This is a genomic window from Methylophaga thiooxydans DMS010 (assembly GCF_000156355.1).
Classification (GTDB): Bacteria; Pseudomonadota; Gammaproteobacteria; order Nitrosococcales; family Methylophagaceae; genus Methylophaga; species Methylophaga thiooxydans.
Genome location: NZ_GG657889.1, coordinates 100,205 through 121,147 on the forward strand (window position 1 = coordinate 100,205; position 20,943 = coordinate 121,147).

Sequence of the window (20,943 nt, forward strand, 5' to 3'; positions counted from 1 at the left end):
CAATTCATCAGTTTCTTCATGATAGTGTTGAATGCACCAGCAATTGACTGGCTTCTTGAGAAACTTCATCTACCCACATAACTTGACCATGTCGGGTGATGTAATGAGAATTCTAGGAATAACTCCAATTCCTTATGGATGTCCGCATGGATACTTTCTCACCCTGGACCTGTACTTTCCAAGCGCATGATTTCATTGTTTTGACTTAGGCTCTGGTTGGTCGAGTCAATACAGCTAGCATAATAGTTCTCCGACCCAAATACTTTTTGTACCAGCAATGAGGAAAATGGCTTGTTGTCCGTTGCGGTTTTTATTGAACTTACACCAGCCAGCTGTGTCAACACCCGATGGATACGGATCAGGGACTGGATGAGTATGCCACTCCCCGAGGCAGTTGATTTCTCCACCTGTCTCGATATACCACTGTTTAACCTTTTTTACGTGTTCTGGGTCCTTTCGGTTGAAATAGTTTCGACCGTAGCAGTCTCCTTGTTGTGGGACTGTTATGTCCATAACATGGAGGTCATTCCCTTTATAGTAGCCCGTTAAAAAGCCTCCAGACTCAGGTGAGAGCTCTGATCTTTGTCGGTAACGGTCTATGAGATCTAAAATATTAGGATCTATATAAAGATGACCGCCATTACCCATATCCCACAGTTGTTCATCTCTGGAGATAAACCGTCTCAGCGATTGCATATTGGGCACTCACTGGCGATTTTAGGCGACAAACTGGGACGATTCTGGCAGACATCGCTATTGATGGTATGAAAATTCAGTGTATTAGTTACCTTATCAGATAGATAATCATAAAGAAGGGTCATTGCTTGTGTAGCAGCTATCATTGAGACAGTGGACGCATAGGCATGGTAACTATGGTGACAACTTCCAAACACCGGTGAGTCCTGCTCTGAGTTTTTGCTCAGTATATATCGAGGTTCGTATGTGTTGTTGACAAGACGCCACAAGCATCGAAAACAGGCTGAGCCATGTTTTTTTCTGTCATTTAGAAAGGCAACAGTAGCTGCGCCATGAGCATGTACCCAACTGTGTAAGACTACTGGATTCAGATTATTTTTTGACAAGTAGTCAGGTATAGCAATGCTGACAGTTTGTGAGCCTGTGGCATCTATAACTACAGAATTTTCTGATATAAGATCCCAACAATTCGTTAGTGACTTCCCATGATGTTTAATATTTAAATACGGAAAATCACGACGTAAATGATTCGCTAAAGCTAAAGCTTTATTTTCATCTAATTCACCTGCCCCAAGGAGGTGACGGCCAATGTTTTCAATGCTAAAAAAATCAGGGTCGACAATATGCAATTTCCCATGCGGTCCCCAGCCGGCACCGTGAGCACAAAGCAACTTGGCCAGATGACCACCGATCGTTCCAGCTCCAACTAATATAACTCGTTTATTTCTGAGAGAGGGCTCAGTATTAGGTGTATTTCGGGTTTGAATATAACCTGGATCAGCACGGTTAAGACTATAACGAATGATTTCATTTCGATCCGCTTTCAACATTCTTTCAGCTTTACCGAGCCGCCCATGACCTATCTCTTGAGCTGTGACTTCAGGAATATTGAAGCTAAAACCACATCCAAGTGTTTCAATACTATTTTGATTCGGCCAAATTAAAACAACACCTACACGTGTGCTATAACCTGATTGTCTTTTTTTCCCTTTGGGGATAATCGAGTTTCGAATAAGTCTCACTAGGTTAGTAACACTGCATGGAGAATTCTCGTTCATCCAACTCAGTAGCTGATCAAGCCTTTTGGGAGGCCAGGTTTCAGTATCAAATATAGTCGCCGGACGAGTAAGTCTTAAAACAACCCATGAGGTGCCGGGACTAACCTCCTGCTCTCTTTTGACCCAACTCTTGTCACCTTCATTTGGAATCAGCCATTGTCGTTGACTACCATGTTCTTTGATTTGGAGAAATTGCTGACCATTCTGAACTACACCAGCAACATGAAGTGTTTTATTTGAACCCCAGTAACCAGCAAAGTCTCGCGCAATAACATCATCAGATGCGATACCAGCGAGATTGTCTTGGAGAAGTTTTTCGATCCGTTCGAGTGCACCGGCAACTAACTCTGCTGCCATAGAGGAGTCCCACCAAGAGCGACTCTCATCCACAAAACAAATTTTTCCTTCGTGGTTAATATGACGAAACCCAAATGCTGCCCGCATTTTAGAGTTATGAGGCCATTCTGGCAGATAGGCTTGAGGGTAATTAAATTTACCTTCGAGAAATCGTAGTTCTAGTTGTAATTTCCATGTCTCAATATCGATACGCCCTGTAAAACAGGGCGTATCAGTGAGGGCAATTGCTCTTGTAGCGGCAAAGCCTCTCGTATTTAGAAATCGTTCAATAGTCTCCATTATCAACCAGAATTGCTACGATCAGTGGTGTAGAGAGGGCGTATATCTGGTTTGGAGCCTCTGATTTCTTCAACCCTCGACGTAGTAGTATTGGTGACTACAATTCTTGATGGATCATTTGGCATCCGTCTGCCAAATATACTGATTAGAATGCTATTTGCAGCCCTAGGGTCAGTACGTTTAGCCAAAGCATACTGCTGTCTTAAGCTCTCAAAATATGTGTAAAACTCCTTTTTCTCTTCATCGCTAATTCGTTCACATAAATCCTCTTTAGCAAACTTATCTGTAGATGTTGGACGAGGAACCAGTAGCGGCCTGTTAAAAACGCTCGGCAGTTCATTAATGACAGCCTCAAGCGCTTCACAGTGTGACAATCCATTGGTATCTGAAGGAAAACTATGCAGACTATGCGCGAGTAAGAAAATTGAACTAGGACCGCCACCATCAGGCCAGGCATGATCTCGCCAAGCCTTAAGAAATCGATTCACAGGCCGGATCATCGAGCCCATTTTACGAAACTGCGATTTGACCCAATCTCGAATCACTAACGCATCTGACGGTTGCCAACCATCTTTGCGGTGCGCCATGTGAATGACATCTGGGGTAATTGCTTCAAGTGCGAAATACTCGAGCGATAATTCGTTACCCCGCATCATTTCAGGCATATAGCTGTCTTGATCATAGGCTGCTAAATTTGCCTCGGTTACACGATTTAACTCGCCCTCCGGTACAGCGTACAATGGAATATCAATATGTGTTTTCTCATTGATTAGTACTCTGATACAGGTATCTTTTTGTTGGCTTGCTGGGGGGAGTACCCAATGCTTTCTTTTGTTTTGAATGTATTTCTCTAAAATTTCTGTAACGGCAGAAAAATAGAATTGAGTGGCTGTTTTAGGACGTTGCCCATCACCTAGAGCAGAAAATGGAAGGTACATACCTAGGTCAATATCAACCTGTTGTTTCGGAGGGTTTGCAGGTGAGTTGAGCGTGCCGTAGATGTAGGAGCCCTGTATAGCAAATTTTGGCTTGGGAACCTCGTAATCGAGGTGTTGGCGTTGTAGCTTTTCTCTTAATTCAACGAAACCAGCGATGATTGCACTCCGAATTTCCTCGGCTGCATCAACTAGCGCCTCTTCGTCTCGTTTAGATAAGTCAAGATTGGCCAATAATGACTCATGAGTAGTGCTAGCTAATAAACTATGAAATTTATTTGGCATTAGATTGCATCCTTTCTTGGGAAATGAGTTTGGCAAAATGGTGTGCCAGTAAAGTCTGCGAAATGTTTTTCTGCATGGCTTAGCAAAGTCTTTCTTGCTGCGTCGCTAGCATCATCCAGATCGATGTCTCTTATGGCATCATCGCTTACAGAACCATCAATGAGGTGGTATTGATCTTTGAGTAATAAGCTGAGCATATAATTTGTCAGCTGTTCTTGTTGAGACATCAAAAATGTCATTAGACGAAGTTTTTTGGGACCCAGCCAGAAGTACGCCCCTTTGGACGGCTTAGTGGAACCACTAATACTTGGCTTGCCCGCGAGAGTGCCGACTGAAAGTACAAAAATTTTGTCGTCAGGGGCATTGAGGCGTGTTTTCGCCTCTAGCCATCCAAAGAGCCCCGGCGCATTACCCATCAATGCGCCATCTGCAAAGAATGTATTTATCTCTGAAATCTCATGGATTGGGAAATAGGCAGGAGCAGCGCTTGTCGCCAGCGCAACATCAATGACTTTGAGTTTTTTATCAAGGTAAATTTTTTGATGGTGTGGCGTTTTGAACATTTTGGGAGACCCCGTACTCAAGTTTGCCGATGTTACCGCCACGTATGCTTTATCTAGATCTTTCATTTGCAGGTCACCGAACAAATCGATGAGGGCTGACTTAAGGCCGTCAACTTTATGGATGGGTTTGAAGATTGCTCGAACTGTAAGGTAAAAAGAAATTACCCCTCGAAATGGCCATGGTAACTCTCTGGTTAGAGGGTGTTTGACTGGATGAGGGAAAATGCTTTTTCCCTTTTCGATAAAGGTATCTTCGAGAGTCTTTAGAGGTATTCCTGCGGCAATGCCCAGAGCAATAATTCCGCCGATTGAAGTACCTGTGATGAGGTCAAAATGTTCAGACAGAGGTTTTCCTATGCGTTCTTCGAGTTGTCTAAGAACCCGCACAGTGTAAAGTCCCCTGAAGCCACCGCCAGACAAAGCCAACACTTTTCCACTCATCGTTCTTGCTCCCATTCCATAGAAGTTAAGTAGGAGATATGGGGTTGAATGCCGATAGTTCAAGTCAGGTGTTGACAATTACATAAATGAGTAGACTATGGCCAAATATAGTTTAATAATAAGCTGTCATTCATATGTATCAGGTGACAAGTCTCTATTGATAATTAGGTAATGGCTATTAGCTCACGGATATATCCTTGTAGCATGCTAATGCATTGACAACATAAAAATCGATATACATCTGGAAGTGTGCGTAGCAAATTTAAAAAAAAGCTTGACCTAACAAAAAACTTCAATCAGGTTCAGGTCTTTTTCTTACTTAAAATTATGGCTCAAATCAGCGGACTGAAACCGGGTAAGGCGTATCATAAGATTGCGAATGCCCATATCTATGAAGATCAGCTGGAATTGATGCGTGATGTGCAACTCAAACGTGAACCCTTTGCCTCGCCGAAATTGCATATCAACCCCGAGATTAAATCACTAAGTGATTTGGAAACATGGGTAACGTTGGCTGACTTTGAGGTAGAGGGCTATCAAAGCCACGAACCGATTGCTTATCCATTTTCTGTGTAAAGCAGTGTAAAAATTAAGCGAGCTTTAAGTTAACGACGCTATCCTGACTGCCTTTAAACGCTTTCACTGTTTTTATGGAGACAGTCTGTTATGAAACAAGAATCACACGTAACTGAATATCATGTCTGGGATCGCAGCGTACGCTGGTTTCATTGGATCAATGTTTTATGTGTTTTAGGGCTGATAGCAATCGGCGTTGCATTCATAAACAGCAAAGCGCTTGGTATAACCGATGATGGCAAGATATTCCTCAAAACTTGGCACGTATACATTGGTTACGTGTTCGCGATTAACCTCGGCTGGCGTTTGGTTTGGGGCTTTATCGGTAACCGGTTTAGCCGCTGGAATGCTGTATTGCCTTTTGGTGCGAACTACAGACAACAAAGTCGTGCTTTCTGGTCAGGCTGGAAGCAAGGCAAACCCGCCGCGTTTATGGGGCATAACCCGCTAGCGCGCTGGATGGTGATGGTGCTTTTTTTGTTGATGACGGTGATGGCTGTCACGGGTCTGGTGCTTGCCGGCACCGATATTTACAAGCCGCCGTTCGGAAGTCAGTTTAAAGAGTGGGTCGCTGAGAGTCCGGCCATGATTGAGCAAATCAGACCTTATTCCGATATTGGGGTTGATAAAGAAGCTTATAAAGCCATGCGTGATTTTCGATCACCCTTTAAAGACACGCATGAAATCACCTTTTTTATTCTGTTAGCAGCGATTTTCTTACATTTGTTTGGTGTGATTGTCACTGAAATACGTGAACGTAATGGGCTTGTTTCAGCAATGGTTACAGGTAAGAAAGTGTTTAAAGAAAAGCCGTTGGATAAAGAGTAGGGGATTAATGACGACGTGCGATACGTTGTTTCGCGCGTCGCTTTTGTTGCCATCGCATCACACCGGTGACAAACAAAATAAGTGGAACAAAACCACTCATAAAGACGAGCAGACGGCCAGTCAGTCCAAATACCTCGCCGTTGTGGAGAGGATGTAACCAGTTCAAGACCACGTCGCCAGCAGTCTCAGCTAAACCATCACGCACAGCAATCACTTTTCCGTCGTGTGGATTGATCCAAACCTGTGTTCTGGAAAAACGCCGGCTGGGTTCACCTGCCTGGTAAAACACCACACGCCAATTGTCTTTATTATTGCCGGGAGACTCAACCCAGCGTAGTTCGGCTTCTGGATATTCTTTCTGGGCAAGCAGTACCGCTTCATCAGCAGTAATGCTGACAGAGTCTGATGACGAGGTATGCTGTGGGTGACTCTTAGAAGAGTAGAGCGTGGAGAATTGTTTCAGAATCTGATGGGTTTGCGTGGGAAACGCAAGCGCCGCCCCTGTAAGACTAAGCATTAGTAATAGAATAAAACCGTAACTGCCTGACAATATGTGCAAATCAAACACTTTCTTGGCGGTGCTTGATCGCAGTCGCCAGCTCAACACCGTGCGTAATTTATGCCAGCCAGGCCACCATAAAATTATTCCTGATAGCAGTGAAAGAAGACTGACCAGCCCAAAAATACCGATTAAAGTCTTACCGATCTTATCGAGTAAAAGATTGTAATGCAGGTTATAAACCCAGGTCATCAAAAACTCACCCCAGAACCGCTCACTGCTGACAGTCAACGTAGCGGGATCTACAGTGACCATTAACGGCGCAAACTGTAAATGGGCTTTTTCCACTGGCGTGTAATAACGCGCCATAATGGGCCAGCCGGGATGCAGTGGCTGTTCGATACGCCATGATGCGTGTCGATTAGGGTATGTCTCATCAAGCACATCGAACACAGCCTGTTGTGAGGCAACAGGCTGTGATGATGCGGCGGCAATTTCTGGATTAATCCAAAGATCTAACTGTAGATAAAACACCAGAATACTGCCGGTGAGACCGACCAGTACCCACAATACACCGATGCTAAGTCCTAGGTAGGTGTGCAGTTGCAGCCAGAGCCGTCGGGCTGCTGTCACGATAGATTAAAAGTCGAATTGAACAGAGCCATATACTGCGCGACCATCTCCTGGTGAATGCATGGTGTCTGTGCCATTGAGCCAAACATACTCATAATAACGATCAAATACGTTTTTCAGTTCTAATTCCAGTTTTACTTTGGGGGTAACAGCGTAACTGGCTGAGGCGTTAACAAGGACATATTGGCCAAACTTTCGTGTGTTGTTGTCTTGCCTTAAATAATAATCGTCTTGGGCACTCACCCAACTGGCTAACTTCAGTTTAGGCGTTGCTTGGTAGTCTACGCCCGCATCAATGAGGTAATGAGGTACATGATCAATTTCGTTGCCTTTGGTTAATGGGGCGTTGCTGCCTGCCTTACGGATTTCTGAGTCCTGCAACGCTGCTGCAATCCATAAACCAAGTTTCTCAGTGGCTTGAGCGTTGAATTGTATATCAACACCATGACGCTCGGTTTCACCAATGTTTTCACTGTCATTATTAGCATCGCCTAAACGCGTTTTAAACTCGCCGGAGGCAACTTGCTGCCAGACTGCGATACGACCATTTAGCCAATCGGTTGGCGTAAACTTCAACCCGATTTCCCAGCCTTCATTGATCGAGGCATCTAAGTCATTTGAAAGGACTGTTTTTTTATAGCTTGCCGCTCCGGATGCGACTTGGAAAGTCTTACCCCAGTTAGTGTAGAGCGCATACTTTTCATTGAAAGAATAGACGGCACTGAGTTTAGGCTGGTGGATGTTACCGTAATCATTAATATCGCGATGCGAACCGATTAAACGATCGTCAAAGCTACCTCTGACGGTGTCAACACGGTACGCCGGTACCAGCTTCAATTTTGCAGTGGGTTTATAAATAGCCTGAATAAAGCTGCCATAAATATCAAAATCAAACTGTTGATCACGGGTTTGTGATGTTCTTACTCTATCTTCGGTAATAAAACGGCGACTTTCATTATCTTGAAACTCAGCACTCACCCCACCCATCAAAGCAAATTCATGCGCCCAACTCACATCAGGCCGCCAGGTTAAGGTGCTTAATGCGCCTTTATGATCTTCTTTGGTCAGGCGTTCATTATGATTGCCGCCTTCTGAAAAGGTGACATAACGATCTTCATCAAGTTGATTGAGATACGCTTTTGTACTCCAAAATAAATTGTCACTGAGATCAACATCGAGGTGGGCGCTAAATTGATTCATGCTGCGATCGCCGCCATCGGTTTCATTATGAGGACGAGACTGTTCTGAATCATTACGTGCTTGTGAACGTGATAGATAGCCTGCTTCTTCAGCATCGGCCTGTCCATGTCTGGCTATAAACCCAATTTGTGCACGACCATTAGTGGGTGCGTAAAACCACTTCCCGGAGAATGTGGTTTTTTCGATATCACTATGGTCGCGATAGCGATGTGAATCGTGGTAACTAACGGCATAGTTTTGTGTGAAATTATCGGTTTCTATACCGCTAACAAACTGCACATTACGTGTTGCAAAGCTGCCGTAGCTTAGGCGGGCCTTATTGTAGTTGCCACCTTGCTTAGTCAGGATGTCAGCATTACCCGCAATATTATGTAAACCATAACGTGGATCATTGGTGCCACGAACCACTTCAATGGCTTCAATGTCGAGTGGTGTTAATAGCTCCAAATAGGGCATATTCCCTGAGTTTTGGTTGCTGGGGATTCCGTCGATTAATAGCTTTACAGCGTTAATTTCACCTTCACCATTGAAGCCGCGAAAAGAGATTTTCCCCGACTCATTACCCATGTTGAATTGGGTCAGCATGACACCGGGTAACTGATCAAATAATTGCCATGTGTAATTCACATTTTGATTTGCAATCCGCTCCTCACCCAAAACATCGACAGACGTAGACAAACTTCGTGAAGTAAGAGGGCCACTTTGACTTGATGAGACGACAATACTACCCAAGCTCAGGCTAGCATCGTCGAGCAATGGATTTATCTCAGCATGAATGCCTGCTGCATAGCTCAACAAAAGTCCACTTAAAGCAAAAATATTAGTTGATCTCAAAATGCTCTCCATATCAGTTTGTCCAGTAAAAGCTGGAAGATTATAGAGAAGCCTTTAGCCAGGTATCTGCGTTATTTAACGTGAAGGTGTGTCAATTGACACACTTATATTTGTCCAAGCTGTGCCATTGATATCGGCTCATCATCACCAACGATGATGTGATCTAACACGCGTATATCAACCAATTCTAACGCTGACTTAAGGCGGCGGGTGATATGGATATCAGCCTGGCTCGGTTCGGCTACGCCAGAAGGGTGATTGTGGGCAAAAATTACCGCCGCAGCATTATGCTGTAATGCCTGTTTGACGACTTCTCTAGGGTAGACACTAGCGCCATCAATGGTGCCACGAAACAGTTCTTCGAAAGCAATCATGCGATGTTGGTTATCGAGGAATAAGCAGGCAAACACTTCATGCGGATAAGCGCGTAAACGTTGTTTGAGATAGTTTTTTGTAAGATCACAGTCTTTGAGCGCTTCGCCTCGTATCATGGTCGACTCAAGATGGCGCCGGCTCATTTCCAGTACGGCTTGCAACTGCACAAATTTAGCTTGCCCCAGTCCATGGCCGTTGCAAAAGCTAGGCTCATCCGCTTCCAGTAAGCGGCGTAAAGAACCGAATTCCGATAAAAGTTGCCGGGCCAAATCAACGGCTGATAAGCCCTTGACGCCGGTACGCAAAAATATTGCCAGCAATTCAGCATCCGATAAGGCTTTTGCGCCTGCTCGCAAAAGTTTCTCGCGCGGGCGGTCATCGGCAGGCCAGTCCTTGATAGCCATGAGTCACATCCTTGTCATTCACAAAGTGAGTACTATATTTCTACTTGTTAGTAAAAACAAACACTTGTATGTACTAATTAGGTAAAAAATAGTATCCTGTGCGCCCTTTTACAGTAACTGATTTTATGGCCGGCAAACTTTATATTCGCACCTTTGGTTGTCAGATGAATGAATACGATTCATCGAAGATGGCAGAAGTGCTCGCAGACTCACACCAACTGGAACCGACTGATATTCCTGAAGAAGCCGATGTGTTGTTACTCAACACCTGCTCGATTCGTGAAAAGGCCCAGGAAAAAGTCTTCCATCAACTTGGCCGCTGGAAACGTTGGAAAGATTCGCGCCCGAACCTGGTGATTGGTGTCGGCGGCTGTGTGGCGAGTCAAGAAGGTGAAGCGATTCGTAAGCGCGCGCCTTATGTTGATTTGATTTTTGGCCCACAAACTTTGCATCGTTTACCTGCGATGCTGGAAGAGGTGAAAATCAGCCGTAAACCCAGTATTGATATTTCATTCCCAGAAATTGAGAAGTTCGACAATTTGCCTGCGCCGCGCGCGGATGGGCCGACAGCGTTTGTTTCAATCATGGAAGGTTGCAGCAAATACTGCACATTCTGCGTGGTGCCTTATACACGTGGTGAAGAGGTCAGTCGCCCAGTTGGTCCGATTTTACGTGAGATTCGCCAACTTGCTGCGCAAGGCGTACGCGAAGTCAATCTGCTTGGGCAAAACGTCAATGCTTACCAAGGTGAGATTGACGAGGATGAAACGGCTGATTTAGCGTTATTGATCCATTACGTTGCAGCCATTGAAGGGATTGAGCGGATTCGCTTTACGACCTCACATCCGGTTGAATTTTCTGACAGCCTGATTGAAGCCTTTGCCGAAGTACCTGAACTGGTCAATCATCTTCATTTGCCAGTGCAGTCAGGCTCTGATCGTATTCTGACGATGATGAAGCGGGGGCATACCGCTAAACAATATCTGGAAAAAATACGTCGTTTGAAAGAGATTCGTCCCGAGTTGAGTATGTCGAGTGACTTTATCATTGGTTTCCCCAATGAAACCGAGGCAGATTTTCAGGCGACCATGGATCTGATCAACGAGGTCGAGTTCGATCACTCGTTTAGCTTTATTTATAGCGCTCGTCCAGGTACGCCAGCTGCAGCATTCGTCGACTCAGTGCCAGAAGATGTGAAAAAAGAACGGCTGCAAATCATGCAAAGCCGACTGTGGGAATTAGAGCAAATGCATGCTCAATCCATGGTAGGTACCACCCAGCGTATTTTGGTAGAAAGAGCTGCTCATCGTGGTGATGAAGATATGGCTGGTCGCACCGAAAACAATCGCGTTGTGAACTTCCAAGGCGATGAGTCGCTGATTGGACAGTTTGTCGATGTTCGCATCGAAGAGGCGTTTAGCAATTCCTTGCGTGGTGAATTGCTAACTGCTAGCGTGACAGCCTAAAAATCCGGAATTTTATAGTGACCAATTCTTCGCATTCTCTCGACAGCATTAGCTTCGAACTAAGCCCTGCCGATAATCCTCGTTTAGCCAACCTCTGCGGTCATCTTGATGAACACATCAGGATGATGGAACGGGGCTTTGGTGTGGAAATCAATAATCGTGGCGTCAAATTTCAACTTATTGGTCCCGCTGAGGTGCTGGTGGTTGTACAAGAGGTTATACATGACCTTTATGCAGAAACCGCTCAGATGGTGTTGGCGCCTGAGCAAATTCATTTAGCAATCCGTAAAAGCGGTGGTGAAGATACCTCTGCAGCGGTTGAAGAAGATAAGGAAGTGATTATCAAAACCAAACGTGGCTTGATTAAAGCCCGTGGTGATAATCAACAAGCCTATCTGCGCCGCGTGATGACACATGATATTAACTTTGGCGTTGGCCCGGCAGGTACCGGTAAAACTTATCTGGCCGTTGCCTGTGCTGTTGAGGCTTTGGAGCGTGATTTCGCACGTCGTATTGTGCTGGTGAGACCGGCGGTAGAGGCGGGGGAGCGACTGGGCTTCTTGCCCGGTGACTTAGCGCAGAAAGTTGACCCTTATTTACGACCTTTATTTGATGCTTTGTACGAAATGCTTGGTTTTGAGCGTGTTGCCAAGCTGATGGAACGTAATGTTATTGAAGTGGCGCCATTGGCTTATATGCGTGGTCGAACGTTGAATGAGTCCTTTATTATTCTCGACGAAGCGCAAAATACTACTATCGAACAGATGAAGATGTTTTTAACGCGAATGGGCTATAACTCAACGGCGGTGATCACCGGTGACATTACCCAGATCGATCTGCCCGGATCACAAAAGTCGGGTCTTCGTCATGCGATAGAAGTGTTAAAGGATGTCGAAGGCATTGGCTTTACCTTTTTCCAGGCGAAAGATGTGGTGCGCCATTCACTGGTACAAAAAGTGATTCTGGCTTACGATAAGGCTGACAAACAGTTATGACCGTCATCGTTGATTTTCAGCCTGCATTTGATGGTGATACGCCTGATGAAGCAGCGTTTCAACGTTGGGCGGAGGCTGCGCTAGCCACAGTTGAAGAGGACTGTGAACTGAGTATTCGGCTTGTTGATGAAGACGAGAGCGCTGAATTGAATAGTCAGTATCGTGGTAAAACCGGCCCAACTAATGTGTTGTCCTTTCCGTTTGATTCCGATATTGCATTAGAACCAACCTTGCTCGGTGACTTAGTTATTTGTGTGCCGATAGTAGAAAAAGAAGCCCAGCAGCAAGATAAGATAGCCGAACATCACTGGGCTCATATGGTGATTCATGGTTGTTTGCATTTGCTTGGTTACGACCATATTGAAGATGATGAAGCTGAAGAGATGGAAACATTGGAAATCCAGATTCTGCACAAAATGAATATTACTAATCCCTATGAACTACAGGGAGATCAGCAGGCATGAGTGAAGGTCGACCGAGTCGCTCGGGCAGTCAATCCTGGGTTAGAAAATTAAGTAATTTGTTTCTGGAGCCTCAGGATCAGGAACAATTAATCGAGCTGATGCGTTCTGCATCTGAACGCCATATCCTTGATTCAGAAGCGCTTTCTATTGTTGAGGGCGCGCTCAGTGTTTCGCAAATGCAGGCGCGCGATATTATGCTGCCACGCTCGCAAGTGGTGATGGTGTCGCGTGATGCACCCGCTGAAGAAACGCTGAAACTGGTGACAGAAACGGCACATTCCCGCTTTCCTGTAATTGATGATGATCGGGATGATGTTATCGGTATTTTACTGGCTAAAGACCTGCTCTCAGCGGTGGTTAGCAGCGGTGAATTTAAATTTGAACTGCGTGAATTATTGCGTCCGGCTGTGTTTATTCCCGAAAGTAAACGCTTGAATGTGTTGCTACGTGAATTTCGTGCGCGTCGTAATCATATGGCAATAGTTGTCGATGAATATGGTGGTGTAGCGGGTATCGTGACCATTGAAAACGTGCTGGAGCAAATTGTCGGTGAGATCGAAGATGAACATGATATCGATGATGATGCACCGATTTTGCAGCGTAACGAAGATACCTACACCATCAAAGCCTTGACGATGGTGGAAGACTTCAACGAGTTTTTTGAAACTGAGTGGAGTAATGAAGATTTCGACACGGTTGGTGGTTATGTGATGAACCAGTTTGGGCATTTGCCAGAACGTGGCGAGCAGATCACTATCGATCAGTTTCAATTTACCGTGTTACGTGCGGACAACCGCCGCGTGTATTTATTAAAAATGGTGGTCATGCCGCCGGAAAATGAGCCTGAAGCCGAACTCGAATAATGCAGACAGAGACTGTTGAAGGTATTCAGGGTTGGAAGGGTAGCGCCTTAGCATTACTGGCCGGTGCCATTATGCCGCTTGCCTTCGCGCCGTTTTACTTTTTCCCTGTTGCAGTGCTTAGTTTGGTCTTATTGTTTGCCAGTTGGCAGCAAGTTACGCCCAGACAGGCCGCATGGCGTGGATGGCTATTTGGTCTAGGCATGTTTGGTGTCGGTGTTTCCTGGATCTTTGTTGCTATTCATGTGTTTGGGCAATCAGGCCTGTTTCTCGCCTCATTACTGACATTTATCTTTGTCGCCTTTCTCGCCTTGTATCTAGCCGTTCTTGGTTGGGGCATTAAAAAGCTGGCTCCCGGTCAGTTTGATTGTTTCGACTTAGTGTTGTTATTACCGGTTGCTTGGCTGGGGTTTGAATTATTTAAGGCCTGGTTTTTAAGTGGCTTCCCTTGGCTGGAATTAGGAATCAGCCAGATTGAAGGTCCTCTCGCGGGCTGGACTCCCGTTATTGGCATTAATGGTGTTTCGGTACTGGTGGCGTTGACGGCTGGTGGGCTATTACTTAGTTGGCAAAAAAGAAGCTGGCAGTGGTTTGTCGCTGTTTTAGCTATCTGGGTAGGTGGTCAAGCTTTAAAAAACATTGAGTGGACACAGCCTGTAGGCGAGCCCATCAAAACGGCGATTGTGCAGGGTAATGTGCCGCAAAACATCAAATGGAACCCCGAGCAGCTTGTTAATACACTCGCTTTGTACCAAAAAACAACCCAAGCTTATTGGGATAATGATTTAGTGGTATGGCCGGAAAATGCATTACCGGCGTTTTATCATCAACTGGAAAACTTTTATCTCAACCCGCTGCGGCAACTGGCGTTGAAAAACAATACCGACATCCTTCTCGGTCTGCCGGTGCAGGATGTTGAAACACAGCAGTATTACAACAGCATGATGCTAGTGGGCGAGAAACAGGGGTTTTATCACAAGCGACATTTAGTGCCATTCGGTGATTATGTACCGTTTGAGTGGTTACGCGGTTTGATAGCCTTTTTCAATTTACCGATGTCATCGTTTGCGCCGGGGACGATAAATCAGCCCTTATTGCAGGCAGCAGGTAACAAGGTCGGTATTTCGATATGTTACGAGGATGTGTTCTCCACCGAGGTGCTGCAAACTTTGCCAGAAGCGACGCTGCTGGTAAATGTGACCAACAATGCCTGGTATGGCGATTCCTTTGCGCCACATCAGCATTTGCAGATATCGCGTAGTCGCGCTTTAGAAACCGGGCGACCGCTGGTACGTTCGACAACAAACGGTATTTCCGCGTTTGTTGATCACAAAGGTCAAATACAGTCGGAAACACCGCAATTTGAACAGTCCGTTTTGACCCAAACCGTGCAGCCACGTCAGGGAGAAACCCCCTACGTTAGCTGGCAACGTTGGCCAATATGGCTGATGTCGTTGTTCATGTTGCTGTTGTGGGCGTATTATCGACAAAAAAATTCTGGCTAAAATCGACATACATGCAATTTCTGACTATTCAGCGCATTTTAGGGATCTTATTATCTCTGTTCAGCATGACGATGCTGCCACCAGTTCTGGTGTCTTGGTATTTTGGCGATGGCGCCAGTGAGGCATTCCTGTCGGCTTTCGTTTTATTGCTGTTGATAGGTTTGTTATTTTGGTTACCGGCACGACATCACCGTAAAGAGTTAAAAATTCGCGATGGCTTTATTGTTGTCGTCATGTTCTGGATTGCGTTGGGCTTGTCCGGTTCTTTACCGTTCTTCCTCACAGAAGTGCCCAAAATGTCATTTACAGATGCCGTGTTTGAGTCGATGTCAGGCTTGACTACAACCGGGGCCACTGTACTAACCGGCTTGGATACGCTTCCCAAAGCCGTGTTGTTCTATCGTCAGTTTTTGCAATGGTTAGGCGGGATGGGGATCGTGGTATTAGCGGTCGCTATCTTACCGCTATTGGGTGTCGGTGGTATGCAGTTATATCGTGCGGAAACGCCTGGCCCAATGAAAGATGCCAAACTGACCCCACGCATTACCGAAACAGCGAAAGCGCTCTGGTATATTTATCTGTCTCTAACGGTTGCCTGTGCCTTAGCATTTCACTGGGCGGGTATGAGTTGGTTTGATGCCATCGGTCATAGTTTTTCTACGGTGGCAATAGGTGGCTTTTCTACGCATGACGCCAGTATGGGCTTTTTTGATAGCGCCATGATTGAAATGATCACCGTGGCCTTCATGCTGGTGTCAGGGATGAATTTTTCTTTGCACTTTTTGGCTTGGCGTCATCGCAGTATTAAACATTACTGGAAAGATTCCGAACTTCGTACTTATCTTGCCATTCTGGCCTTTATTTCGGTGGTCACATCCAGCTATCTTTATTTCAGTGGTACGTTTGATGATATCTGGACATCAGTGCATCAGGGCGTGTTTCAGGCTGTCTCGATAGGCACAACAACCGGTTTCACTACAACCGATTACTACCTATGGCCTGGGTTTCTACCGATATTGCTGTTAATGGCGAGTTATATCGGTGGCTGTGCATTTTCGACCGGTGGCGGTATCAAGGTGATTCGCATCATGCTGCTGTTCAAGCAGGGCTATCGTGAAGTCTTACGTCTGATTCACCCTAATGCGATATTTGCCATCAAGGTTAATGGTAAAGCCTTGCCTGCGAAAGTCGTGGGGGCGGTGTGGGGCTTTTTTGCCATGTATGTTTTCTGTTTTAGCATCATGCATCTGTTTTTGATGTCAACAGGGTTGGATGTCGTCACATCTTTCTCAGCTGTTACTGCCTGTCTGAATAACTTAGGCCCAGGCTTGGGTGAGGTTGGCGCTAACTTTGGTGATATCAATTCGCCATCAAAATGGGTGTTATGCATGGCCATGCTGTTAGGTCGCCTGGAAATCTTTACTTTGCTAGTGGTGTTGACGCCCGCATTCTGGAGGCGTTAAGTGCATCCAGATCAAGAAAAGTGGGATCGGATTTATTCAAATAGACCTGATACCAACCCCGTTACAGCAGAAGTATTGCAACACAATCAGCATTTGCTACCTGAAACAGGCCACGTGCTGGATTTGGCCTGTGGTTTAGGGGGAAATAGCTTGTTGCTGGCAGAGAAGGGCCTAACCGTCAGCAGTTGGGATATTTCCCCCGTAGCGATTCGCCATTTGCAGCAGCGTGCTCAGGAAAAAAATCTCAGCATTGATGCCAAAGTAAGAGATGTCATTGAGCAGCCACCTGAGGCAAATAGCGTTGATATGCTGGTTGTGACACATTTTTTACAGCGCGATATGACCGAATTATTAACAGCAACGCTGAGACCCGGCGGTTTATTGTTTTACCAAACATTTTGCCGCAATAAAGTGTCTCAGCAGGGACCAAGTAACCCGGATTACTTATTAAAAGATAATGAACTCCTGACGATGTTCGCCGGTCTTAAAGTCAGGGTATACCGCGAAGAATCGCTGTTAGGGGATCATTCTATGGGATGGCGAAATCAGGCTATGTTAGTGGCTGAAAAGGTATAAAGCTTTTTTTGACTAAATAAATTTGCTTGCGCAAGGCATGATCTATAAAATAACGCGGTTCAAAAGCTCATAACCTATGGTTGGAGCGAGATTTTTTGCAAACACACATTTAACGAGTACAGATATGAAAGCGGATATCCATCCAGATTACAACGAGATCAATGTTACCTGTAGCTGTGGTAGCACCTTCAAAACTCGCTCTACACGCACTTCAGACTTGACTCTGGACGTGTGCTCAGAATGCCACCCGTTCTACACCGGTAAGCAAAAAATGCTGGATACGGCTGGTCGTGTAGACAAATTCCGTCAGAAATACGGTAAATAATCTGTCGGAATCAACCCTTATGGTTTGATTATGATTCACGTGTTAGTACAAATTAGTACAAGTCACGACAGAATTCGAAGCCTCTGCCTTATGGTCGGGGCTTTGTTGTTTCTGGGGCTTGCAGGTTGCGCCACCAACCCGGTTACGGGTGATCAGAACTTTGTTATGTTTGGTGAAGACACTGAACTGGAAATCGGGCGAACCAATCACCCTAAGATCATTGCTGAATATGGTCGCTATGAGGATGAGGCGCTTCAGGCTTATGTCCAATCAGTGGGTGAAAAGCTGGCCAAAAATAGTCATCGTGATGATCTTATTTATCGGTTTACGGTATTAGACTCGCCGACCATCAACGCCATGGCGCTACCTGGTGGCTATGTTTATATCACGCGTGGTCTTATGGCTTACCTCAATTCAGAAGCAGAGCTAGCGGCTGTATTAGGCCATGAGATTGGTCATGTGACGGCACGCCACGGTGTGCGTCAGCAAAGTGCAGCACAGGCCGCCAACCTTGGTTACACGCTTGGTTCTATCTTGCTTCCGGGGCTTCGTGGGGCGGGTTCACAAAATCTGTTTAATATTCTTGGCGGTGCGTTACTTAGCGGCTATGGTCGTGAGCATGAGCTGGAGTCAGATCGCTTAGGTGCCGAATACTTAGCGCGTTCTGGTTATGAGCCACGGGCGATGATCGATGTTATTAGTGTACTGAAAGACCAGCAAACATTTGCCGCCGCTGAAGCGAAAAAACTGGGGCAAGATTATCAGGGCTATCACGGTTTATTTGCCAGTCACCCGGATAACGACACGCGACTTCAGCAAGTTGTGGGGGAAGCGGAGAAATACACTAGCGCAGGCAACGGTAAGGTTTATCGCGATACGTACTTACAAAAAGTCGCGGGTATGACTTTTGGAGACAGTGAAAAGCAGGGTATTCGTTCAGAAAATCATTTCTATCACTTAGCTATGCGCTTTTCGGTCGACTTTCCTATTAGCTGGCACGTGAATAATAACCCCAACAGTCTGCAGGCAATTTCTCCTGGCGGAAAAGCATTTATCGATATGGGGGTTTCAGATATCAACCGCAAGTTGTCACCGAAGCAGTTTATTGAGCAACGCTTGAAAGTGGATAATTTGCGTTCCGGGCAAGCCATAAAACCTCATGGACTTGACGGTTACACAGGCCTGACTGTTCATCAGAACAAACCAGTACGTATTGCTGTGATTTATTTACGTGATCAGGCATTTATCTTTTTGGGAACGGCCAAAGATAGCCGCGATTTTACCCAGTTTGATGACCACTTTCTGAGTTCTATCAACAGCTTTCATGCTCTACGCGATGATGAAATCGAGCATGCCCGAGAGTTGAAACTTGAAATCGTGTCTGTGACGAATAACGATAGTTATGGCAAATGGGCGCAAACCTCACGCATCAGTAATAGCCCATTGCAGCAGTTGAAATTGCTGAACGGAGACTATCCTGATGGTGAGTTGAAAAATGGGAAAAAGGCAAAAAGAGTACACTGATCAAAATAGATCAATCACCGGTGTACTGCCATTTTCTCCTGCATATGTGCCGGGTACCGGAGCCATATCGGTCGGTGCCATCTGTTCACGGAATGTTTCATAAATGGCATTTGTTGCATCTGGTCTGGCCAGCTTACCGGTTTCAGGATCAATTCTAACCGTAACCATGTCGACAGGTACTTCAAGTGGCGTGTCAGCAAGCCCCTTCAGTGCGACTTTCATAAAATCTATCCACATTGGCAGGGCAGCACGGCCACCGGTTTCATAACGGCCTAATGAGCGCGGTTTATCAAAACCTACCCAGCTTATCGCGACTAACTCAGGATGAAAGCCATTGAACCAGGCATCAACTTGATCGTTGGTGGTGCCGGTTTTTCCGGCGAGATCATTTCTACCCAGACTCATTGCTTTTCGGCCTGTGCCGTATTTGACGACGTCTCTAAGCAAGCTATTCATGATGTAATTGTTTTGGGGTGTCATGATCTGCTCAGCGGCATTTAAGCCGTTTGTTTCGCTAGCAAATGCCTGATTCTCCAGAACACAGGTTTCGCATACAGTAGCAGGCGCAGATTGCGACAAAATATTGCCTTGTGAGTCTTCCACCCTCGTAATCAGGTAGGGTTTAACACGATAGCCACCGTTAGCGAGTGCAGAGTACGCTGTTGCCATATCCAAGGGGGCGGCGCTACCACTGCCCAGAGCTAATGATAAGTTTTTATGCAACATGCCGTCTTCAAAGCCAAATTTTTTGGCGTATTCCACAGCGTAATTGGCACCGATATCACGTAATAGTCTAATTGAGATTAGGTTTCGTGAATGGATCAGACCTTCCCGTAGGCGAGTGGGACCGAAAAACTTGCCACTGTAGTTTTCTGGACGCCACACATTTTCTAAACCAGGATCGTCAAATACGACCGGTGCATCGTTGATGATTGTGGCCGGCGTGTAACCTTTTTCCAAAGCGGCTGAATAGATAAACGGTTTAAAGCCGGAGCCAGGTTGTCGCCTGCTTTGTGTGACACGATTGAATTTATTATTAAAATAGTCAAAACCGCCATTGAGTGCCGTTACTGCGCCATCGTAGGGAGCAACGGCTACAAGAGCACCTTCAGCTTCTGGTAGTTGGGCTAACTGCCAACTGTCACCTTCCATTTTTTCAACGCGAATAACATCGCCGGGTTTAACGACATCTGCTACTTTTTTGGGGACGGCGCCGCGACTATTGGTGCTGAGTTTTTTCTGAGCCCACTTCATTGAACCTAAGCTGAGTGTTTCAAAGCCATGTTTTTTAATAAAAATGGTGGCCGATTCCTGACTTATTTGAGTCACAACGGCAGGTTTGAGTGGGCCGATTGAATCGAAGGTGTCGATTTTGGCAAGCAGTTCGTCTTCAGAGCTGTCCAGCGTTATAGGTATTTCTGCAATGGCACCACGGTAGCCATGGCGACGATCGTAAGATAGCAAGGCGTTTTGTAGAGCTAGGTTGGCTGCTTTTTGGTGATCGCCACGAATTGTGGTGTAGACGTTAAGGCCATTGGTATACGCCTCATCACCAAATTGTTCGATGAGTCTGGTTCGTACCATTTCCGCAACATAGGGTGCATAAACTTCTATTTCTCGACTGTGGTACTGAGCTGAAACGGGTGCTTTACTGGCATCAATATAATCCTGTTCAGAAATGTAGCCGACTTCCCACATTCTTCTCAGAACATAATTACGGCGAATCAACGCACGCTCAGGGTTGGCAATCGGGTTATATTTGGAGGGCGCCTTTGGCAGGCCGGCAATCATAGCCATTTCTG

19 protein-coding genes are annotated in these 20,943 nt (G+C 45.7%); 11 read left to right on the forward strand and 8 right to left on the reverse strand.

Features of this window, described 5'->3' with window-relative positions; genetic code table 11:
• Nucleotides 1-234: 234 nt before the first annotated feature.
• Genes MDMS009_RS16680 through MDMS009_RS03545 form a run of 4 tightly spaced genes read right to left on the reverse strand, consistent with a single transcriptional unit; the run spans nt 235 to nt 4,614 of the window.
• On the reverse strand, nt 235-696 hold the full coding sequence (locus MDMS009_RS16680; RefSeq protein ID WP_052093795.1) for a Mov34/MPN/PAD-1 family protein: 462 nt from the start codon (nt 694-696) through the stop codon (nt 235-237).
• Nucleotides 684-2,390: a ThiF family adenylyltransferase gene (locus MDMS009_RS03535; protein WP_008290426.1), complete on the reverse strand. Its 1,707-nt coding sequence runs from the start codon at nt 2,388-2,390 to the stop codon at nt 684-686. The genes MDMS009_RS16680 and MDMS009_RS03535 overlap by 13 nt, the downstream gene beginning before the upstream one ends.
• A 2-nt stretch (nt 2,391-2,392) precedes the next feature.
• Complete coding sequence (locus MDMS009_RS03540; protein ID WP_008290435.1) at nt 2,393-3,610, reverse strand: CBASS cGAMP synthase; 1,218 nt, start codon at nt 3,608-3,610, stop codon at nt 2,393-2,395.
• On the reverse strand, nt 3,610-4,614 hold the full coding sequence (locus MDMS009_RS03545; protein WP_008290495.1) for a CBASS cGAMP-activated phospholipase: 1,005 nt from the start codon (nt 4,612-4,614) through the stop codon (nt 3,610-3,612). Before MDMS009_RS03545 ends, MDMS009_RS03540 begins: the two co-directional genes overlap by 1 nt.
• Nucleotides 4,615-4,863: 249 nt before the next feature.
• Between MDMS009_RS03545 and MDMS009_RS03550 the strand changes: the two genes are divergently transcribed.
• On the forward strand, nt 4,864-5,190 hold the full coding sequence (locus MDMS009_RS03550) for a thymidylate synthase (protein ID WP_202811602.1): 327 nt from the start codon (nt 4,864-4,866) through the stop codon (nt 5,188-5,190).
• A 90-nt stretch (nt 5,191-5,280) separates the two neighbouring features.
• Entirely contained in the window at nt 5,281-6,018 is a 738-nt protein-coding gene (locus tag MDMS009_RS03555) for a cytochrome b/b6 domain-containing protein (RefSeq protein ID WP_008290459.1), read from the forward strand.
• Nucleotides 6,019-6,022: 4 nt separating this feature from the next.
• Here MDMS009_RS03555 and MDMS009_RS03560 read toward each other — a convergent pair whose 3' ends face one another.
• The 3 genes from MDMS009_RS03560 to radC form a co-directional block, all read right to left on the reverse strand.
• Complete coding sequence (locus MDMS009_RS03560; RefSeq protein ID WP_043887876.1) at nt 6,023-7,150, reverse strand: PepSY-associated TM helix domain-containing protein; 1,128 nt, start codon at nt 7,148-7,150, stop codon at nt 6,023-6,025.
• 6 nt (nt 7,151-7,156) lie between these two features.
• The gene (locus MDMS009_RS03565) at nt 7,157-9,184 is read right to left on the reverse strand and encodes a TonB-dependent receptor (RefSeq protein ID WP_237700470.1); all 2,028 of its coding nucleotides are present in this window, start codon (nt 9,182-9,184) and stop codon (nt 7,157-7,159) included.
• Between the two features lie 104 nt (nt 9,185-9,288).
• On the reverse strand, nt 9,289-9,963 hold the full coding sequence (radC, locus tag MDMS009_RS03570) for a RadC family protein (RefSeq protein WP_008290473.1): 675 nt from the start codon (nt 9,961-9,963) through the stop codon (nt 9,289-9,291).
• A gap of 125 nt (nt 9,964-10,088) precedes the next feature.
• Here radC and miaB point away from each other — a divergent pair, with 125 nt between their 5' ends.
• The 9 genes from miaB (at nt 10,089) to MDMS009_RS03610 (ending at nt 19,141) form a co-directional block, all read left to right on the forward strand.
• Complete coding sequence (miaB, locus tag MDMS009_RS03575) at nt 10,089-11,429, forward strand: tRNA (N6-isopentenyl adenosine(37)-C2)-methylthiotransferase MiaB (protein ID WP_008290499.1); 1,341 nt, start codon at nt 10,089-10,091, stop codon at nt 11,427-11,429.
• A 122-nt stretch (nt 11,430-11,551) separates the two neighbouring features.
• Nucleotides 11,552-12,424 carry a PhoH family protein gene (locus MDMS009_RS03580; RefSeq protein ID WP_008290372.1) on the forward strand — a complete coding sequence of 291 codons (873 nt, stop codon included), beginning with the start codon at nt 11,552-11,554 and terminating at the stop codon, nt 12,422-12,424.
• Complete coding sequence (ybeY, locus tag MDMS009_RS03585) at nt 12,421-12,888, forward strand: rRNA maturation RNase YbeY (RefSeq protein ID WP_008290367.1); 468 nt, start codon at nt 12,421-12,423, stop codon at nt 12,886-12,888. The genes MDMS009_RS03580 and ybeY overlap by 4 nt, the downstream gene beginning before the upstream one ends.
• Nucleotides 12,885-13,751, forward strand: coding sequence for an HlyC/CorC family transporter (locus MDMS009_RS03590; RefSeq protein ID WP_008290422.1), 867 nt, complete (start codon nt 12,885-12,887; stop codon nt 13,749-13,751). The genes ybeY and MDMS009_RS03590 overlap by 4 nt, the downstream gene beginning before the upstream one ends.
• A complete protein-coding gene (gene lnt, locus MDMS009_RS03595) occupies nt 13,751-15,253 on the forward strand; it encodes an apolipoprotein N-acyltransferase (protein ID WP_008290430.1) in 1,503 nt (500 codons plus the stop codon). The genes MDMS009_RS03590 and lnt overlap by 1 nt, the downstream gene beginning before the upstream one ends.
• 11 nt (nt 15,254-15,264) lie before the next feature.
• Nucleotides 15,265-16,716 (forward strand): TrkH family potassium uptake protein, encoded by a 1,452-nt coding sequence (locus MDMS009_RS03600; protein WP_008290484.1) that lies wholly within the window; start codon nt 15,265-15,267, stop codon nt 16,714-16,716.
• Nucleotides 16,717-17,292 carry a class I SAM-dependent methyltransferase gene (locus tag MDMS009_RS03605; protein WP_043887878.1) on the forward strand — a complete coding sequence of 192 codons (576 nt, stop codon included), beginning with the start codon at nt 16,717-16,719 and terminating at the stop codon, nt 17,290-17,292.
• Between the two features lie 124 nt (nt 17,293-17,416).
• Entirely contained in the window at nt 17,417-17,617 is a 201-nt protein-coding gene (gene rpmE, locus MDMS009_RS16015; RefSeq protein WP_081443592.1) for a 50S ribosomal protein L31, read from the forward strand.
• Between the two features lie 30 nt (nt 17,618-17,647).
• A complete protein-coding gene (locus MDMS009_RS03610; protein WP_043887879.1) occupies nt 17,648-19,141 on the forward strand; it encodes a M48 family metalloprotease in 1,494 nt (497 codons plus the stop codon).
• Here the strand turns inward: MDMS009_RS03610 and MDMS009_RS03615 are convergent, their stop codons facing one another.
• The gene (locus MDMS009_RS03615; RefSeq protein ID WP_008290396.1) at nt 19,142-20,938 is read right to left on the reverse strand and encodes a penicillin-binding protein 1A; all 1,797 of its coding nucleotides are present in this window, start codon (nt 20,936-20,938) and stop codon (nt 19,142-19,144) included. It lies immediately after the preceding gene.
• Nucleotides 20,939-20,943: the final 5 nt, after the last annotated feature.